This window comes from Vibrio sp. Vb1166 (assembly GCF_033338695.1).
In the GTDB taxonomy this organism is placed as follows: Bacteria; Pseudomonadota; Gammaproteobacteria; order Enterobacterales; family Vibrionaceae; genus Vibrio; species Vibrio alginolyticus.
In genome coordinates, this window is record NZ_JAWOTE010000005.1 from 35,284 (window position 1) to 54,165 (window position 18,882).

General features: G+C 45.2%; 17 protein-coding genes, 1 tRNA gene and 1 riboswitch. Of the genes, 10 read left to right on the forward strand and 8 right to left on the reverse strand.

All coding sequences use genetic code 11. The features are described from left to right. Positions 1 to 43 precede the first annotated feature (43 nt). The 5 genes from moaE to moaA all read right to left on the reverse strand — a co-directional run bounded on the left by moaE (position 44) and on the right by moaA (position 2,864). Positions 44 to 499: a molybdopterin synthase catalytic subunit MoaE gene (moaE, locus tag R7E51_RS07465; protein WP_017821374.1), complete on the reverse strand. Its 456-nt coding sequence runs from the start codon at positions 497 to 499 to the stop codon at positions 44 to 46. 1 nt (position 500) lies between these two features. Then, positions 501 to 758 carry a molybdopterin synthase sulfur carrier subunit gene (moaD, locus tag R7E51_RS07470; protein WP_042523112.1) on the reverse strand — a complete coding sequence of 86 codons (258 nt, stop codon included), beginning with the start codon at positions 756 to 758 and terminating at the stop codon, positions 501 to 503. After that, positions 755 to 1,234 carry a cyclic pyranopterin monophosphate synthase MoaC gene (gene moaC, locus R7E51_RS07475; RefSeq protein WP_005380779.1) on the reverse strand — a complete coding sequence of 160 codons (480 nt, stop codon included), beginning with the start codon at positions 1,232 to 1,234 and terminating at the stop codon, positions 755 to 757. Before moaC ends, moaD begins: the two co-directional genes overlap by 4 nt. Positions 1,235 to 1,260: 26 nt before the next feature. Continuing rightward, entirely contained in the window at positions 1,261 to 1,773 is a 513-nt protein-coding gene (moaB, locus tag R7E51_RS07480) for a molybdenum cofactor biosynthesis protein B (protein ID WP_206958078.1), read from the reverse strand. Between the two features lie 101 nt (positions 1,774 to 1,874). Further along, positions 1,875 to 2,864 (reverse strand): GTP 3',8-cyclase MoaA, encoded by a 990-nt coding sequence (gene moaA, locus R7E51_RS07485; RefSeq protein ID WP_005380776.1) that lies wholly within the window; start codon positions 2,862 to 2,864, stop codon positions 1,875 to 1,877. Next, positions 2,853 to 2,987, reverse strand: a riboswitch (molybdenum cofactor riboswitch). It overlaps the preceding gene by 12 nt. Before the next feature lie 175 nt (positions 2,988 to 3,162). Between moaA and R7E51_RS07490 the strand changes: the two genes are divergently transcribed. Further along, positions 3,163 to 4,059 (forward strand): YvcK family protein, encoded by an 897-nt coding sequence (locus R7E51_RS07490; RefSeq protein WP_005388931.1) that lies wholly within the window; start codon positions 3,163 to 3,165, stop codon positions 4,057 to 4,059. Positions 4,060 to 4,196: 137 nt separating this feature from the next. On the opposite strand, the gene luxU is transcribed toward R7E51_RS07490, so the two are convergent. From luxU to uvrB, 3 genes are all read right to left on the reverse strand, one after another. Beyond that, a complete protein-coding gene (gene luxU, locus R7E51_RS07495) occupies positions 4,197 to 4,541 on the reverse strand; it encodes a quorum-sensing phosphorelay protein LuxU (RefSeq protein WP_017636054.1) in 345 nt (114 codons plus the stop codon). Next, a complete protein-coding gene (luxO, locus tag R7E51_RS07500; RefSeq protein ID WP_318128181.1) occupies positions 4,538 to 5,944 on the reverse strand; it encodes a quorum-sensing sigma-54 dependent transcriptional regulator LuxO in 1,407 nt (468 codons plus the stop codon). The genes luxU and luxO overlap by 4 nt, the downstream gene beginning before the upstream one ends. A gap of 291 nt (positions 5,945 to 6,235) precedes the next feature. Beyond that, positions 6,236 to 8,266 carry an excinuclease ABC subunit UvrB gene (gene uvrB, locus R7E51_RS07505; protein ID WP_017636056.1) on the reverse strand — a complete coding sequence of 677 codons (2,031 nt, stop codon included), beginning with the start codon at positions 8,264 to 8,266 and terminating at the stop codon, positions 6,236 to 6,238. Between the two features lie 559 nt (positions 8,267 to 8,825). Between uvrB and R7E51_RS07510 the strand changes: the two genes are divergently transcribed. The 9 genes from R7E51_RS07510 to nth all read left to right on the forward strand — a co-directional run bounded on the left by R7E51_RS07510 (position 8,826) and on the right by nth (position 18,877). After that, positions 8,826 to 8,901 (forward strand) — tRNA-Asn (locus R7E51_RS07510). 351 nt (positions 8,902 to 9,252) lie between these two features. Then, entirely contained in the window at positions 9,253 to 11,550 is a 2,298-nt protein-coding gene (gene pflB / locus R7E51_RS07515) for a formate C-acetyltransferase (RefSeq protein WP_206958080.1), read from the forward strand. A gap of 305 nt (positions 11,551 to 11,855) precedes the next feature. Next, the gene (gene rsxA / locus R7E51_RS07520; RefSeq protein ID WP_005380762.1) at positions 11,856 to 12,434 is read left to right on the forward strand and encodes an electron transport complex subunit RsxA; all 579 of its coding nucleotides are present in this window, start codon (positions 11,856 to 11,858) and stop codon (positions 12,432 to 12,434) included. Between the two features lie 3 nt (positions 12,435 to 12,437). Beyond that, positions 12,438 to 13,034, forward strand: a complete 597-nt coding sequence (rsxB, locus tag R7E51_RS07525) for an electron transport complex subunit RsxB (RefSeq protein ID WP_005380760.1) — start codon at positions 12,438 to 12,440, stop codon at positions 13,032 to 13,034. An 8-nt stretch (positions 13,035 to 13,042) separates the two neighbouring features. Next, positions 13,043 to 15,793, forward strand: a complete 2,751-nt coding sequence (rsxC, locus tag R7E51_RS07530) for an electron transport complex subunit RsxC (RefSeq protein ID WP_170893544.1) — start codon at positions 13,043 to 13,045, stop codon at positions 15,791 to 15,793. Continuing rightward, positions 15,793 to 16,839, forward strand: coding sequence for an electron transport complex subunit RsxD (gene rsxD, locus R7E51_RS07535; protein WP_005390256.1), 1,047 nt, complete (start codon positions 15,793 to 15,795; stop codon positions 16,837 to 16,839). Before rsxC ends, rsxD begins: the two co-directional genes overlap by 1 nt. Positions 16,840 to 16,846: 7 nt before the next feature. Next, a complete protein-coding gene (rsxG, locus tag R7E51_RS07540) occupies positions 16,847 to 17,479 on the forward strand; it encodes an electron transport complex subunit RsxG (protein ID WP_005380747.1) in 633 nt (210 codons plus the stop codon). Continuing rightward, positions 17,479 to 18,171 carry an electron transport complex subunit E gene (locus tag R7E51_RS07545; RefSeq protein WP_005380745.1) on the forward strand — a complete coding sequence of 231 codons (693 nt, stop codon included), beginning with the start codon at positions 17,479 to 17,481 and terminating at the stop codon, positions 18,169 to 18,171. The genes rsxG and R7E51_RS07545 overlap by 1 nt, the downstream gene beginning before the upstream one ends. A 64-nt stretch (positions 18,172 to 18,235) precedes the next feature. Then, positions 18,236 to 18,877 (forward strand): endonuclease III, encoded by a 642-nt coding sequence (nth, locus tag R7E51_RS07550; RefSeq protein ID WP_206958084.1) that lies wholly within the window; start codon positions 18,236 to 18,238, stop codon positions 18,875 to 18,877. Positions 18,878 to 18,882 lie beyond the last annotated feature (5 nt).

Genomic DNA, 18,882 nt, shown 5'->3' on the forward strand with positions numbered 1-18,882 from the left:
TACCATTAGCACTTAGCTTTTTTCACTAGAATGCGGGTTAGTTCTATTTTTCCCAACGCTGTGCAGCTTGATGATCGGTGTCGCGCGACTCAACCCAACGATCTTCATTCGTCGTACGCTCTTTTTTCCAAAATGGAGCTTGGGTTTTCAGATAATCCATGATGAACTCGCACGCATCAAATGCCGCGCCGCGGTGCGCACTGGAAACGCCCACAAATACAATTTGATCACCGCTATCCATGTCTCCGACGCGATGAATCACGCGTACACCTAATAGTGGCCAGCGAGACTCAGCTTGATCGCAAATGTCGCTCAAGCTCTTCTCTGTCATCCCCGGATAGTGCTCTAGATGTAAACCAATCACATTATCCCCAAGGTTCATATCTCGAACTTTACCAACGAATGTAACGACAGCGCCGGCAGCCGTCCCTTCAGATAGACGTTGATATTCTTGCTCAACCGAAAAGTCTTCAATTTGTACAGAAACACGAGAATCCATCTTAACCCCCAGTTACCGGCGGGAAAAACGCAACTTCATCACCTGCTTTTACTTGTGTATCCAGAGGGACGATAGATTGGTTCACTGCAGCAAGTAGCTTTCCTGACTCGAGTGCTAAATCCCACTTGCCATCTTTCTTAGTGCCTTCTTCCACTAGATGTGCACGAATTGATTCAACCGTTTCAAACGGCCCGTCTAACTCAACACTGTCGATGCCAATCAGCTCGCGAGTTTGAGCAAAGAAAAGTACTTTAATCATGATTCCACCTTAAAGTGACCAGATTTACCACCCGTTTTCTCTAATAGACGAACTTGACCAATGACCATGTCTTTTTGTACTGCTTTACACATATCGTAAATCGTTAGAGCAGCAACGGAAGCTGCCGTGAGCGCTTCCATTTCCACACCAGTTTTACCCGCAAGTTTACATACTGATTCGATGCGAACTTTGTTCTCTGCTTCGATAGCTTCCAGTTGAACTTCAACTTTAGAGAGTAGTAGCGGATGACAAAGTGGAATCAAATCCCAGGTTTTCTTCGCAGCTTGAATACCAGCAATACGAGCCGTCGCAAATACATCACCTTTATGGTGCTGGCCAGAGACAATCAGTTGAAGTGTTTCTGGGGCCATGTGAACAAATGCTTCAGCACGAGCTTCACGAACCGTCTCCGTTTTTGCTGACACGTCAACCATGTTTGCTTCGCCAGAAGCATTGATATGTGTAAATTGGGTCATTGTTTTTCCTTCGCTTTTAGGAAAGGTTATACAGATAGGTGTGGCATGAAGTTACAAGGGCGATGACTTGCATCCAACTGCTGTTTAATAATTTTTGTCCAGCCTGTGCGGCACGCACCAGTTGAACCTGGCATTGCGAAGATCACGGTGTGGTTAGCAAAACCAGCAATCGCACGAGACTGAATCGTAGACGTACCGATCTCTTCGTACGACACCATACGGAACAACTCACCAAAACCTTCAACTTCTTTATCAAATAGAGGCTTAAGTGCTTCTGGCGTGCTATCACGTGAGGTGAAACCTGTACCGCCAGTAATCATGATCGCTTGTACGCTTTCATCAGCAATCCATTGAGAAACAATCGCGCGGATCTTGTACATGTCATCAATAACAATTTGCTTGTCTACTACGTTGTGACCCTCTTCTTGAGCATGCTCAGCTAGGTAACGACCAGAGGTATCGTTTTCTTCAGTACGAGTGTCAGATACCGTTAGAACGGCAATATTTGCAGGTTGGAATTTGCTTTCAGCGTGACCCATTTGTTCACCTATTCTCTTAATTAGCTTTGATACGCTTGGTATCGATTCGGAAAAAGTTAGAGCCAGCTTATCACTAAGCTCGCTCTAAAAGTTGAATGAAGTTAGCCGCCGATAGACGCGAGGTGTGGCGTCATACCAGTATTGCCATCATGCAAGAAATGGCTTACCGACTTGGTTTGTAACTGCGCCTGGATACGTTCAATAAGCTCACTCTCTTGCTCATCACGTTCCAAAAGATCACGCAATTCTACACCGTAGTCTCCAAACAGACATAGGTGCAGCTTACCCATCGCAGAAACGCGCAGTCGGTTGCAGCTTTCACAAAAGTCTTTTTCATAAGGCATGATAAGACCTATTTCACCCTTGTAATCAGGATGAACAAATACTTGCGCAGGACCATCATTATGCGAGCGTACTTTCAGCAACCAACCATTTGCAATTAGCTGGTTACGAATTGCCACTCCGGATACATGGTGCTTATTAAATAGCTCATCCATCTCACCCGTTTGCATCAACTCAATGAAACGCAGTTGGATTGGACGATCTTTTATCCAGTTAAGAAACGCTGGCAGCTCGTGATGGTTCAGATCTTTCATCAACACCACATTAACTTTTACTTGCTCATAACCGACCTCGAACGCACGTTCGATACCATTCATGACTTCAGTAAACTTATTTTCACCTGTGATTTGATGAAACATACGCGGGTCAAGGCTATCCACACTGACATTAATGTGGGTTAAACCCGCTTCACGCCAATCTGCGACTTGTTTTGCCATGCGATAGCCATTGGTTGTCGTTGCAACTTTTTGAATGCCAGGCGTCGCCGCTACTGAATGGATAATGTCGGTAAAATCTTTGCGTAAGCTAGGCTCACCACCAGTGATGCGCACTTTTGACGTGCCACAATCAGCGAATGCTTTTACGACCCGTTTGATTTCAGGGAGAGATAAAAAAGACGAGTTTTTATTGCCCGAAGGCTTATAGCCATCAGGAAGGCAATAGGTACATTTGAAATTACATACGTCGGTCACAGACAGACGCAAGTAATAAAACTTACGATGAAATTTGTCTTCGAATTGTTGCGCCACGGAACACCTTTCCAAACACGGGAGGCATGGCCATTTCCAATCATGCCCTTGTGACAGTATGCCACTGGCTCAAAACGCTTATCCAAGGACTTAGCAATAGTGAGCTCGGAGTTATGGCAACCAGAGATATGAAATCTCTGATAGCTTTGCGGTGTAAAATACTTAATATTTGTAATGGAATCCAGACTTGAGTGATAAAAAACTCTCTAGAGACACAATTTACCGCTAAGTGAGTACCTTTAAGACACTCCTTAAGATAAATTGTAGCCGTTTTTTATTAGATTATTAGAAGAACATAATGAATATCTACACAGATAAAAAAGTGGTCGCTGTTGGCGGTGGTCATGGCTTAGGTCGAATGCTGGCCGCATTACGAGATTTTGGCAGCAATGCAACTGGGATTGTTGCCACGACTGACAATGGTGGTTCAACAGGAAGAATTCGTCACTGCCAAGGAGGAATCGCTTGGGGAGACACACGTAACTGTATTAATCAGCTCATTACAGAGCCTTCGATCAGTTCTATGATGTTTGAATATCGCTTCAAAGGCACTGGCGAACTTGATGGTCATAATCTTGGTAATTTGATGCTTACTGCACTCGATAACTTATCGGTCAGACCTTTAGATGCCATTAATCTGATTCGCAATATGTTAAAAGTCGACGTTAACATCCTTCCTATGTCCGAACACCCTTCCGATCTTTCCGCGTTATCCGTAGATGGGAAGTGGGTTACGGGAGAAACAAATGTCGACGAAATGAAAGCAGACTTGCGACGTTTGGATCTTTCACCAGAAGTGCCTGCTACCAAAGAAGCCATCACAGCTTTGGCGGAAGCGGACGCGATTATTCTTGGCCCTGGCAGTTTTTTAACTAGTATCATGCCTCCTTTATTGCTGCCTGAACTCGGCAAAGCGATTGCAGCAAACACAAAAGCAAAAGTCATTTTTGTTGCTAACCTGAGTCCAGAATACGGCCCAGCGGGACGAATGACGATGGCTCAAAAATTAGAATGGTGTGAACGTGCCTGTCAAGGAAGAAAAATAGACGTGGTTCTAGCAGAGAAAACCGAGCAAGACGTCTTAAGTCAATGGAATGTAGTGACGGAGTCACTCGCCTCCTCTAACCGAGACTGGCGTCACGATAGAAACAAGCTCAAACTAGCGATTGAAAATCAGCTACAACTTTCTATTTAAGAGCACGTTACCTGGCTAGCGCCCTCTTTTAAGGTGTTTATTGATAATGAAAACCCTTCTGTCATCGAAGGGTTTTAGTTCAGGCATCCAGTAAAAACAGATGTTTACTAAGAAAAAATGGTTAATAGAAAAAATAGCTACTGTCGCCAAGAGCGATAAGCATCTCGAGTTTCGTGCAAAAGATCGAACATAGCCTCTAACTCCTCAGACTCCGCAGTCAACTCACCGGCTTTCGCTTTTTTGTCTATGGACATAGCCAGTTCACAAAGGCGATCTGCCCCAAAGCTCGCAGCACTACTTTTCAACGCGTGGCTGATTTCTTTTGAGTAAGCTAATCGCTCTGCCCCCTGCAGTTGGGATAAGTTCTCGATATAGGTATCCATTTCTCCTAGGAAGATATCGAACAGTACAGGTACGTTGTCACTGCCAATTTCCATCGACAGTTCATCTATTTTTTGCTGATTTAATACATTTACACTCATACTTTTTGCCGCTCTTCCTTGCCGTTCCATGCCTGTAACTTGCGGTAAATCGTCGACGGACTGACATCAAGATATCCCGCCGCTCGAGGAATATTGCCATCACATGCTTCAATCGCTTGCTCGATTGCCATTTTTTCCGTCATCCATAATGGCATAATCTCAGATGCGGTCATCGCTTTCGGCTCAATTAATTTAGCCACAGACGACGGACGGTCAAGCGGTTGATTCAACGGTGGCGGTAACATGTCCAACGTAATCTCTTTACCGTTGTTTAGAACAACGATATTGCGTAGCACGTTTTGTAACTGACGAACGTTACCCGGCCACTCATAGCTGTTGAATCGCTCGATGACATCAGGCGCAAAACGTATGAAGCTTTTTCCTTCTTCGTGTGACATGTAACCTAGCAGTGAGTATGCAATTTCAATAACATCTTCGCCTCGTTCGCGTAAAGGCGGTAAATGCAAAGGAATGACATACAAACGATAGTACAAATCTTCACGGAATCGACCTTCTTGTACCTCTTTCCAGGGATCACGGTTAGTGGCACAAACAAAGCGCACATCCACGCTCTTCATTTTTGAGGAACCCACTTTTTGGAATGTGCCCGTTTGAATAAATCGTAGCAACTTGGTTTGTAAATCCAAGTCCATCTCACAAAGCTCATCTAGAAAAAGTGTGCCGCCATCCGCTAACTCAGCTGCCCCTTGACGATCATTCGCAGCGCCAGTAAAGGCCCCTTTTACGTGACCAAACAGTTCACTCTCAATCAAATCTTTTGGAATTGCAGCACAGTTAATTGCAATAAAAGGTTTGTCACCACGTTTACTTGCTGCGTGAATAGCCTCGGCACATATCTCTTTACCAGTACCACTTTCACCTGTGATAAAAATACTCGCTTTACTGCTCGCCGCTGAATCTATCGTACGGTAAACCTGCTGCATGGTTTGGCTACTGCCGATAAACCCCTGATAGCTCTGATTGCCTGGATTATCGGCTTCATTTTTTAGCTTGGTCGCTTTACGAATTGCATTGTTAACCGTGACACGTAAACGGTCCGCTTCACACGGTTTAATTAGAAAGTCTTGTGAGCCATGACGCATGGCCTCGACAGCGGTATCGATAGAACCATGCGCTGTCATAAAGATTATAGGTACGTCGGGATGGCTCTTTTTAACGGCATGTAAAACGTCCATCCCCGTCATATCTGGCAGACGGAGATCGAGTAAAATAAGATCTGGAATTCGATGATTTAGGCTCTCAATGGCATCCCTACCTGTGCCTACAATATTGATATCTATGCCAAGCGGTGTCAGGTATGAGCGGTACAGAGCCGCAACAGATGCGGTGTCCTCGACCATTAAAAGGTAACGAGACTTTGGACCTTCGGGTTTTTGTTGCATAACCTAGCTATTATTTTGTTGTGTTTTAAACAATAATCGCATTACGCTTTGCATTTTGCAAATGACATTAGCTAAATTATGGGCAAAGGAAAAAATTCAAAAATAATATCAATTATTTAAAAAGTGGCACAAACCATGCTGTAACGATAGTGACCCCTCGGGTCACCTAGCCAACTGACGTTGTTAGTGAACGATATGTTCACAAAACAAGCCAATAGACCCGACTGCCTATTGGCTTCTTTTTTTTACAAGCGACCTAAAATGCTTGGATAGCTAAATCGGTAAGTTTGTTCAACTATTTGCGATGAACTGCGCTCGTAGTTTTTCAATCTCGTCACGCTTTTGTGCCGCTAACTCAAATTCTAAATCTTGCGCATGCTGATACATCGCCGCCTCCAGTCGACTGATTTCTTTTTCTAGCTGCTGAGGGGACAGTGCCTCGTAAGTTTGCGAAGGCTCCGCCACTTTCGATAATGGTACCTGTTTAGTGTTACGCTGGCGTTTAGACTTAGTGATATCGCCAAGTTCCATGATGTCTTTGATATTTCGTTTGAGCGCTTGTGGCGAAATACCCATTTCTTCGTTGTACGCTTCCTGCTTCTCGCGACGACGGTTAGTTTCATCCATCGCCTTTTTCATTGAGTTGGTGATTCGGTCAGCGTATAGAATCGCCTTACCTTCGATGTTTCGCGCAGCACGACCAATGGTCTGAATGAGTGAGCGTTCAGACCGCAAGAAGCCCTCTTTATCCGCATCCAAAATTGCAACTAACGAGACCTCTGGCATATCCAGGCCCTCTCTCAATAAGTTTATTCCCACCAGCACGTCAAATTCCCCAAGACGAAGGTCACGGATAATTTCCACACGCTCAACAGTATCAATGTCTGAGTGTAAATAACGTACCTTAACATCATGTTCGTGAAGGTATTCGGTGAGATCTTCAGCCATTCGTTTGGTCAGTGTTGTAACCAGAACTCGTTCATCTTTAGCTGCGCGAATACGGATCTCAGACAATAGGTCGTCGACTTGGGTCGCTACTGGGCGAACTTCCAACTCAGGGTCAAGCAAGCCTGTAGGACGAACGACTTGATCCGCTACATCACCCGCCGATTTTTCTAGTTCGTAATTTCCAGGAGTAGCAGAGACGAAAATCGTTTGTGGCGCTAGTGCTTCAAACTCCTCAAACTTCAGTGGACGATTATCCAAAGCTGAAGGTAACCGGAAACCAAACTCCACCAGCGTTTCTTTACGCGAACGGTCGCCTTTATACATGGCACCTATCTGCGGTACTGTCACGTGAGATTCATCGATGATCAACAAGCCATCATGAGGTAAGTAGTCAAACAGGGTTGGTGGCGGCTCACCTTCCGAGCGTCCACTGAGATAACGAGAATAGTTTTCGATACCGGAGCAAAAGCCCAACTCATTCATCATTTCGATATCGAATTGAGTGCGCTGGCTAATTCGCTGCTCTTCCAGTAGCTTGTTGTTATCTAGAAGCTGCTTTTTGCGCACTTCTAGTTCGACTTTAATATTTTCAATCGCTTCAAGAATGCGATCTCTTGGCGTCACATAGTGCGTCTTGGGATAGATGGTATAGCGCGGCAAGTCTCGTTGTTTCACCACGCCTGTCAATGGATCGAACACACTGATGCAATCCACCTCATCGTCAAACATCTCAACGCGCACAGCGTCTTGGTCTGATTCAGCAGGGAATATATCAATCACCTCGCCACGGACACGGAACTGCCCTCGCTCAAAAGCAACATCATTGCGCGAGTATTGGAGCTCCGCTAGGCGACGAAGCATATCACGCTGATCAATCACATCTCCACGTCGCAAATGAAGCATCATTTGTAAGTAGGATTCCGGATCACCCAAACCATAGATAGCTGAAACCGAAGCAACGATAATAGCGTCTTTCCGTTCCAATAAAGCTTTAGTGGCAGACAGTCGCATTTGCTCAATGTGGGCGTTAACCGAAGCGTCCTTTTCAATGAAAGTATCTGTTGTGGGAACGTATGCTTCAGGTTGGTAGTAATCGTAGTAAGAAACAAAATACTCAACCGCATTATTAGGAAAGAATGACTTCATCTCACCATATAACTGAGCAGCAAGCGTTTTGTTTGGCGCAAGTAATATTGCAGGTCGTTGGGCTTGAGCAATCACATTCGCTAGTGTGAAGGTTTTACCTGAGCCTGTGACCCCCAACAAGGTTTGATGTGCTAGCCCAGCATCGAGCCCCTCAAGCAACTGATTGATCGCTCCTGGTTGATCGCCCGACGGCTGATAATCGGAGACCAATTCATAGACTTTACTCATACCCTTCCTCAATTTTACTGCGCTTTGGCTGTATATATATACACCTTAGCTAATGAAATCTACGTCTATCGAGAATTTAACCATCATTGTTAATAAATTTTCTTGTTTGTCTAGAATGCTATAGCCATACAAAAGTGACTCTGATATAGTACTTCGCCCTAGTTGAAGAGCTACGCACATTCTTCACATTATAATTTCCACAACTTTTCCCCAAAAATTAGCTTAAAACTTTCTTATCCCCAAAAGATTGATTTTTATCCACTTTGAATACCTTTTGATTAAGATCGATAAATCTCTGTTTTATTTGCTTATTTTACGCATAACTCCGACTAAAAATTCATTAAATAAAAACTTAGTTGCATATCAATTTTCTTTACCCAGATCTCATCAACATACTTATCCACAAATTTAGTGGATAACTAACCTCGAGCCTTTACTGGCAAGCCATACAGAAAAGTAAAGCCCTTAACTCAATATTTTTTGCTAAAAATGTATTTTTTTACTGTTGACAGTAGTTTGAGTGCTCGGTAAGATTCTTCCCGCTTTCAAGCAAAGCAATTCCTCCTTAGCTCAGTTGGTAGAGCGACGGACTGTTAATCCGCAGGTCGCTGGTTCGAGCCCAGCAGGAGGAGCCAGATTATAGAAAAGCCGTGCCGCAAGACACGGCTTTTTTTGTATCTTAATCGCCATGAAATCTAAGCCAATCTAGGCGTCATAAAATCACACCGAAATAAGTTCAAATTACAGAACTCATAACATTGTCATAGATAGTGTTCTCACAGCACCACACATTTAATTCTGTCTCTTTTCTAGCAAAAAACAATCATAACCAATTGAATCTATTATTAATGCAATTTAATCATTGAAAAAATGAAAAGCATTCATTTTACTCATACCAAATAAATCCATACGATTAAAAGGGTTAAGAATGGTTCCGTCCTACTCGTCGCCTCCATTCTAATTATCAATAACTTAGGGATTTACTTATGACTATTCCGACAACTGACATGCTAGATGCATGGGCTGGATTTACTGCTGGTGAATGGCAAAACTCTGTCAACACTCGTGACTTCATCCAAAAAAACTATACACCCTATGAGGGAGACGAGTCTTTCTTAGCCGAGGTTAGCAAATCCACTTCAGCATTATGGAACCAAGTGCTTGAAGGCATAAAACAAGAAAGCCGCACACACGCCCCTATTGATTTTGACACAGACTTGCCCTCAACAATCACTTCCCACGATGCAGGCTACATCAACAAAGATCTGGAAAAGATCGTTGGCTTACAAACTGATCAACCGCTAAAACGTGCAATCATCGCCAATGGCGGGATTCGCATGGTCAAAAACTCTTGCGAAGTTTATGGCCGCGAGCTGGATCCAACGGTTGAAAAAATCTTCACTGAATACCGTAAAACTCACAACAAAGCGTGTTTCGACCTTTACACCAAAGAAATCCTAGCGTGTCGTAAATCCGGCATCATTACGGGTCTTCCTGATGCCTATGGCCGTGGTCGTATCATTGGTGACTATCGCCGTCTCGCCCTATACGGTATCGACTTCTTAAAAGCAGACAAAAAAGAACAATACAATTCAACACAAACGTTCTTAGAACAAGGCAACGATCTTGAGAAAACACTTCGTCTTCGCGAAGAAATAGCCGATCAAGTTCAAGCACTTGAAGACATTCGTCAAATGGGTCTGAAATACGGCATTGATATGTCGCTACCTGCAAAAACAGCACAAGAAGCGATCCAATTTACCTACTTTGGCTACCTAGCGGCGGTTAAATCGCAAAACGGCGCAGCAATGTCACTGGGCCGTACTTCGACTTTCCTAGACGTCTATCTAGAGCGCGATATCGCAAACGGTTTGATTGATGAATCACAAGCGCAAGAAATGATTGACCACTTCATCATGAAGCTACGCATGGTTCGCTTCCTACGCACACCAGAATACGATTCATTGTTTTCTGGCGACCCAATCTGGGCAACCGAAGCCATGGCAGGTATGGGTGTTGATGGCCGTACACTAGTATCTAAAACGACATTCCGATACTTACATACGCTACATACTATGGGCCCTGCTCCTGAACCAAACATGACGATTCTTTGGTCAGAGCAATTGCCTGAAGCATTCAAACAATATGCTGCAAAAGTGTCGATTGATACCTCTTCGGTTCAATACGAAAACGACGATCTAATGCGTCCTGATTTCGACAATGACGACTACGCGATTGCCTGTTGTGTGAGCCCGCAGGTTGTTGGTCAGCACATGCAATTCTTTGGTGCACGTGCCAACCTTGCAAAAGCGCTGCTTTACACCATCAATGGTGGTATCGATGAAAAATCGAAAGCGCAAGTGGGTCCGGTAGTGGACAAAGTTCAAGATGAAATTCTCGACTTTGACGCTTTGATGCCTCGTTTCGACAACATGTTGGAATGGTTAGCAACGCAATACGTCACAGCGTTGAACATCATCCATTACTCACATGACCGTTACAGCTACGAAGCATCACTGATGGCATTGATGGATCGCGACGTGCACCGCACCATGGCGTGTGGTATTGCAGGTCTGTCTGTTGTCGCTGACTCTTTGGCGGCAATTAAATACGCGACCGTGAAACCTGTTCGTGATGAAGATGGCATCGCCGTTGATTTTGAAATCGAAGGTGATTATCCAAAATTTGGTAACAACGATGCCCGTGTTGATGACATCGCTTGTGATCTAGTTGAGCGCTTCATGAAGAAAATTCAGAAGATGCACACCTACCGCGAAGCAGTGCCAACTCAATCGATTTTAACAATCACATCTAACGTGGTTTACGGTAAAAAAACGGGTAATACACCTGATGGCCGTCGCGCAGGTATGCCTTTTGGACCGGGTGCAAACCCAATGCACGGTCGTGATGAAAAAGGGGCGGTTGCGTCTCTGGCATCGGTTTCTAAATTACCGTTTGCTTACGCTAAAGATGGTATTTCTTACACTTTCTCAATTGTGCCGAGCGCATTGGGTAAAGATGACTTGAGTCAGAAGAAGAACCTAGCTGCGCTAATGGATGGTTACTTCCATCACGAAGCAAGCAACGAGGGCATTGCGATTGAAGGTGGTCAACACCTTAACGTCAACGTTCTAGACCGAGAGATGTTATTGGATGCGGTTGAACATCCAGAGAAATACCCTCAGTTGACGATTCGAGTATCTGGTTATGCGGTACGTTTTAACTCTCTAACGACAGAGCAACAGCAAGACGTCATCACTCGTACCTTCACGAGTAAGATATAAACACAGTCCATCAAGCACTCAGAAAGTTTAAATAATTAGCTTGTAAATATGCATTGCCCGCCTCTCTTTTCTACCTGGGAGAGGCGGGCTTTTTTTAAAATCACACATTAGATGAAAATTAATAGGTAGTATCCTCTCGCTAACAATACATTCAGCAAACGATTCAATTTCTTATTGATTCATCAAAATAGATCAAATAGACGACTATTTTTCCATCGTGTATGTAAAACCACATCGTTCACTGGTTGTTATTGGTGTCACAAAACACGATAATATCAAGATCGGATTTTAAGAACGTAATAACTATGACCGAATATGTTTTGTTGTTGGTCGGCACTGTGCTGGTGAACAACTTTGTACTGGTGAAGTTTTTGGGCCTATGTCCTTTCATGGGCGTGTCCAAAAAACTGGAAACAGCAATAGGTATGGGCTTAGCGACAACTTTTGTGCTAACGCTCGCGTCAGTGTGTGCGTATTTAGTGGAAAGCTACATCCTTCGTCCACTGGGTATTGAGTACCTTCGAACCATGAGTTTTATTTTGGTGATAGCCGTTGTGGTGCAGTTCACCGAAATGGTTGTGCACAAAACCAGCCCGACGCTTTATCGCTTGCTTGGCATTTTCTTACCGCTGATCACAACAAACTGCGCAGTATTGGGCGTGGCACTTCTTAACATTAATGAAAACCATAACTTTATTGAATCGATCATCTACGGCTTCGGCGCCGCTGTTGGTTTCTCATTGGTGTTGATACTTTTTGCATCCATGCGAGAGCGCATAGCCGCCGCCGACGTTCCTGTACCTTTTAAAGGTGCATCAATAGCAATGATTACAGCAGGTTTAATGTCACTCGCCTTTATGGGCTTTACAGGTTTGGTGAAGTAAGCGATGAGTACGATTTTAATTGCGATTATCGCGTTAGCGGTTCTGGCTGCGATTTTCGGCGCGATACTTGGTTTTGCTTCTATTCGCTTTAAAGTTGAAGCGGACCCTATTGTGGATCAAATCGACGCCATTTTACCGCAAACTCAATGCGGTCAATGTGGCTACCCTGGTTGCCGCCCTTATGCTGAAGCAATTGCAAATGGCGACCACATCAACAAATGTCCACCTGGTGGTCAGGCAACAATCGAAAAGCTCGCCGACTTAATGGGTGTTGAGCCAGAAGAATCTGCGCACGATCTCGACAGCAAAATTCCAACCGTTGCGTTTATTCATGAAGACATGTGTATTGGCTGCACTAAGTGTATTCAGGCGTGTCCGGTGGATGCAATTGTAGGCGGAACAAAGGCGGTCCATACCGTAATCAAAGACGAATGTACGGGCTGTGACTTGTGTGTTGCCCCATGTCCGACTGATTGTATTGAAATGATTCCTGTGGCAACGACCACAGAAAGCTGGAAGTGGCAACTTCACTCCATTCCGGTACTTAACATTACGGATGCTGCCGACAATGCAGCGAACGTGAAAGATTCAATTAAGTAAGGTTTCACATGTTGTCTTTGATTGAACAAATTCGTACAGGCGCGCTTTGGGATTTCCCAGGTGGTGTGCATCCGGCAGAAAATAAAAAGCAGTCCAACAAAACTGAACTCGCTCATGCGGCTATCCCGTCAGAAATTGTATTGCCGCTAAAACAGCACATTGGTAAAGCGGGTAACCTACTGGTTGCCGAAGGTGACTACGTATTAAAAGGTCAGCCATTAACGCAATCGGAGACCGGCTTTACGGTTCCAGTGCATGCTCCAACATCAGGTACGCTCACCGCGATTGAGCCACGAACTGTCGCGCACCCTTCTGGGTTAAGTGAGTTGTGCGCAGTCATCACGCCTGATGGGAAAGATGCATGGTGTGAAAGAAACCCCGTCGCAGATTACCAACAAGAAACCCCTGACGCACTGATTGATATTATTCGTCTCGCTGGTATTTCTGGTATGGGTGGCGCAGGCTTCCCTACTGCAAAAAAAATCCAATCAGGTTTTGCTCGTACCGAGATTCTTATCGTTAATGCAGCAGAGTGCGAGCCATACATCACGTCTGATGACAAACTCATGCAAGAACATGCCGAAGAGCTTATTCAAGGTATCGAAATTGTCGAACATATCCTGACACCAAAGCTCACGATTATTGGCATTGAAGACAACAAACCAGAAGCAATCAAAGCGCTAGAAGCTGCGGCTATAAACAAAGATATCGTTATTCGCGTTATCCCAACTAAATACCCTTCTGGCGGTGAAAAACAGCTGATCAAAATTTTAACCAATAAAGAAGTGCCAAGTGGCGCGATTCCAGCCGATATTGGTATTTTGGTCCAGAATGTTGGTTCTCTTTACGCTATAAAACGCGCAGTCATCGACGGTGAGCCGATGATAAAACGCATCGTAACTCTCACTGGTAAAACCTTCAAACAACCACGCAACGTTTGGGCATTATTAGGGACACCAGTACAAGCACTGTTGGATGAGTTTGGCTATAAAGCAGATAAGAAGTTACAGCGTTTAATTATGGGTGGGCCAATGATGGGCTTTACCCTTCCTCACTCCCAAGTGCCGATTACCAAGACAGCAAACTGTATCCTTGCTCCGACTCGTCGTGAGATCTCTCCGCACCAGTATGAGATGGAATGTATTCGCTGTAGCCAATGTGCAGAAGCGTGCCCTGCTTCGCTGCTGCCTCAACAACTGCAATGGCATGCAAAAGCAGAAGAGTATGACAAACTCGAAGAATTAAACTTAAAGGATTGTATCGAGTGCGGCGCTTGTGCGTTTGTATGTCCAAGTGAAATTCCGCTCGTACAGTACTACCGCCAAGCAAAAGCAGAAATTAGAACTAGGACACAAGAAGCGGAAGCTGCAGAGCGAGCAAAACTGCGTTTTGAAGAGAAAAAAGCGCGTATGGAACGCGAAAAAGCAGAACGTGAAAATCGCTTCAAGAAAGCTGCCGATCAGCGCCGTAAAGAGATGAAGTCTTCTGGCGGCGATGATGCGATAGCAGCAGCAATCGCACGAGTGAAAGCTCAAAAGACAGAAACCACAGAAAAAGCAGAGCCAGCAGTAAAACCAGCCGTAGCGGCAGCCATTGCCAAAGCGAAGGCGAAACAAGCGGCAGCAGCTAAAGCAGGCTCTAGTGAACCTGATAACTCAGAAATGGCAAAACTGCGCGAAGAACGCAAACGTCTTGCTCGCGAACGTAAAGCGCAAAAAGAACAAGGCGAAACGCCAGACAATAACGCTGATGATAAAAAATCGGCAGTTGCGGCCGCCATCGCCCGAGCTAAAGCGAAAAAAGCACAACAAGAAGATTCAACTGAATCTGTAGAATCGGAAACGTCTACACAGCAAGACAGCGATCCGAAGAAAGCCGCGGTTGCTGCTGCCATTGCACGTGCCAAAGCACGCAAAGCGAAGCAAGCAGACTCAACTGAAGCGGAAGAAGCTGAAGCACCTGCTGAGCAAACCGACGATCCGAAAAAAGCCGCCGTGGCTGCTGCGATTGCACGTGCCAAAGCACGTAAAGCGAAGCAAGCAGACTCAATTGAAGCGGAAGAAGCTGAAGCACCTGCCGAGCAAACCGACGATCCGAAAAAAGCCGCAGTTGCCGCTGCAATTGCTCGAGCCAAAGCGCGCAAAGCGAAGCAAGCAGACTCAACCGAAGCGGAAGAAGCTAAAGCACCTGCTGAGCAAACCGACGATCCGAAGAAAGCCGCAGTGGCTGCTGCCATTGCACGTGCCAAAGCGCGTAAAGCGAAACAAGCAGACTCAACTGAAGCGGAAGAAGCTGACGCACCTGCCGAGCAAACCGAAGATCCGAAGAAAGCCGCCGTGGCAGCTGCCATTGCACGTGCCAAAGCGCGTAAAGCTAAGCAAGAAACGCAAACAGAGCCTGTTGAAGAAGCAACTTCCGAAGAACCAGAAGTGGATCCGAAGAAAGCCGCGGTTGCCGCAGCAATTGCGCGCGCGAAGGCTCGTAAAGCGAAACAAGCAGACTCAACTGAAGCGGAAGAAGCTGAAGCACCTGCCGAGCAAACCGACGATCCGAAAAAAGCCGCCGTGGCAGCTGCCATTGCACGTGCCAAAGCGCGTAAAGCTAAGCAAGAAACGCAAACAGAGCCTGTTGAAGAAGCAGCTTCCGAAGAACCAGAAGAGGATCCGAAGAAAGCCGCGGTTGCCGCAGCAATTGCGCGCGCGAAGGCACGCAAAGCGCAACAAGAAGCTAATAAAAATAATACTGAGGAGAACGAGTAGTGTCGTTTTTTATTGCCAGTTCACCGCATACCCACAGTCGTCGTAGTACGCCAGACTTAATGAAATGGGTGGCACTTTGCGCACTTCCAGGTTTAGTAGCTCAAACCTACTTCTTTGGCTGGGGTACGCTTATTCAGCTGATTTTTGCCATTGCAGTCGCTGTATCCCTTGAAGCCTTAGTCATGATCTGTCGTAAACGCTCACCAATGAGAGCGCTACGTGATAACAGTGCAATAGTTACCGCTTGGTTATTAGCCGTTGCTATACCACCATGGTCTCCGTGGTGGATTATGGTGATCGGGCTTATTTTTGCGATAGTAATCGCTAAACACCTCTATGGTGGCCTTGGACAAAACTTATTCAACCCTGCAATGGTCGCTTATGTGGTCTTGTTGATCTCTTTCCCAGTACAAATGACGAGTTGGAGTGCACCGACATCACTCATACCTGATCATGTAAATTTTGCAGATACACTCTCTTTAATTTTTACGGGCTATGATTACGACGGCTTATCACTTCAGCAAGTTCGCTCAGGAGTTGACGGCGTGACAATGGCGACACCACTTGATGCATTTAAGACTGGCATTCTTACAGGTGCCACTCCAAGCGAAGTAATGTCGCAGCCAATATTTGATGGCTTAGGTGGTATTGGTTGGCAATGGGTAAACCTTGCTTACCTTCTTGGCGGCATAGTCATGATCAAAAAGCGTATCATCCAATGGTATATTCCAGCAGGTTTCCTTGCGAGTCTGACTCTGTTTAGCCTAGTGTTCACGTTGCTGACGCCAGGGGAAACTGCGTCGCCAGTTTTACACTTGTTATCTGGTGCAACCATGCTTGGCGCATTCTTTATTGCAACCGATCCCGTTTCGGCGTCTACCACCGTCAAAGGACGTTTAATCTTCGGTGCGCTTATTGGTGCTTTGGTCTTTATCATTCGCAGTTGGGGCGGTTTCCCAGATGGTGTTGCATTTGCAGTGTTGCTTGCAAATATGTGTGTGCCACTGATCGATTACTACACCAAACCTAGAACTTACGGTCACTGAGGTAAACATGTTAACCGCTATTAGAAAAAATGGTCTGACACTCGCGATATTTGCCTGTGCAACAACCGGATTAGTCGCCCTTACTCAGTACCTAACAAAAGACCAAATCAAGGTACAAGAGCAAAAACAATTACTTTCTGTTTTGAATCAAGTCATTCCAGAAAATATGCATGACAACGCACTCACGCAAGCTTGTACAATGGTCACGTCTCCAGATCTGGGGACATTACGTGCGATGCCAGCCTACCTCGCCACGAAGAATGGTGAACCAACAGCAATCGCAATAGAATCTATCGCGCCAGATGGCTACAATGGTGAGATAAAAGTAATTACTGGGATTGATAATCAGGGCAATATTTTGGGGACACGCGTCCTAAACCACCAAGAAACCCCTGGTCTGGGCGATAAAATCGATCTTCGTGTCACAGACTGGATCCTGAGCTTTACAGGAAAACAAGTCACGGAAAACAATTGGAATTCGTGGAAAGTTCGTAAAGATGGCGGCGATTTCGATCAATTTACTGGTGCAACGATCACGCCAAGAGCCGTCGTAAAAGTGGTGCGAAATACCGTTAACTACGTAAACCAATCTCGTGAAGACATTCTTAGCCAGCCGTTAGGCTGTGAAGGAGAGCAGTAATGAATGAGAATAAATTACTGATGAAAAACGGTATGTGGAGTAATAACCCCGCTCTCGTACAACTGCTGGGCTTATGTCCACTGCTAGCGGTTTCTTCCACGATAACCAATGCATTAGGTCTTGGTATTGCAACCTTACTCGTGCTAGTTGGATCCAACGTAACAGTTTCTCTTATCCGTAACTATGTGCCAAAAGAGATCCGTATACCTGTATTCGTTATGATCATTGCCTCACTCGTTACCTGCGTTCAGTTGTTAATGAATGCCTATGCGTACGGTTTGTACCTGTCTCTAGGTATCTTTATTCCTCTGATTGTAACGAACTGCATTATTATTGGCCGAGCAGAAGCTTACGCGTCAAAAAATGATGTTGCACCCGCTGCGCTAGATGGTTTGTGGATGGGCCTTGGTATGACGAGCGTCTTGGTTGTTTTAGGTGCCATGCGCGAATTAATTGGTAATGGCACACTATTCGACGGGGCAGATCTGCTATTAGGAGACTGGGCATCCGCTCTACGGATTCAAGTTTTCCAATTTGACAATAGCTTCCTGTTAGCGCTTCTCCCACCTGGTGCATTTATCGGTGTTGGGCTGTTGATAGCGCTCAAAAATGTCATCGATAATTCAATTCAGGCACGTCAACCTAAAGAAGAAAAACCAACCATAGAACGTGCTCGCGTCACCAACGCATAACAAGATAAGGCTCTGTCATAGGAGCCTTTTTCATAAACCGCAGAGACGGTATTGGAAGTCAGCAATGAACAAAATAAAAAGAATCGAAATTCTTGAGCGATTACGAGAAAACAATCCGAATCCTCAAACTGAGCTTAACTGGAGATCCCCTTTTGAACTGCTAATCGCGGTATTACTATCAGCTCAAGCAACCGATGTAAGCGTCAATAAAGCCACCGACAAGCTTTTCCCTGTAGCGAATACACCTCAAAGCATTCTTGATTTGGGAGTCGATGGCTTAAAAGAATACATAAAGACCATCGGTTTGTTTAACTCAAAGGCAGAAAACACAATCAAGACTTGTAAGATCTTGTTGGAAAAACACAATGGTGAAGTTCCTGAAGATCGTGCAGCGTTAGAAGCACTGCCAGGCGTAGGTCGCAAGACCGCAAACGTCGTGCTCAACACCGCTTTTGGTTGGCCAACTATTGCCGTCGATACGCACATTTATCGCGTGTCGAATCGCACTAAATTTGCGATGGGAAAAACGGTTGATGATGTCGAGCAGAAGCTATTAAAAGTTGTGCCAAAAGAGTTCAAACTCGATGTGCACCACTGGCTCATTCTTCATGGTCGTTATACGTGCGTAGCAAGAAAGCCTCGCTGCGGTAGCTGTATTATCGAAGATTTGTGCGAATATAAAGAGAAAGTATACCCAGATAGCTAACGCTA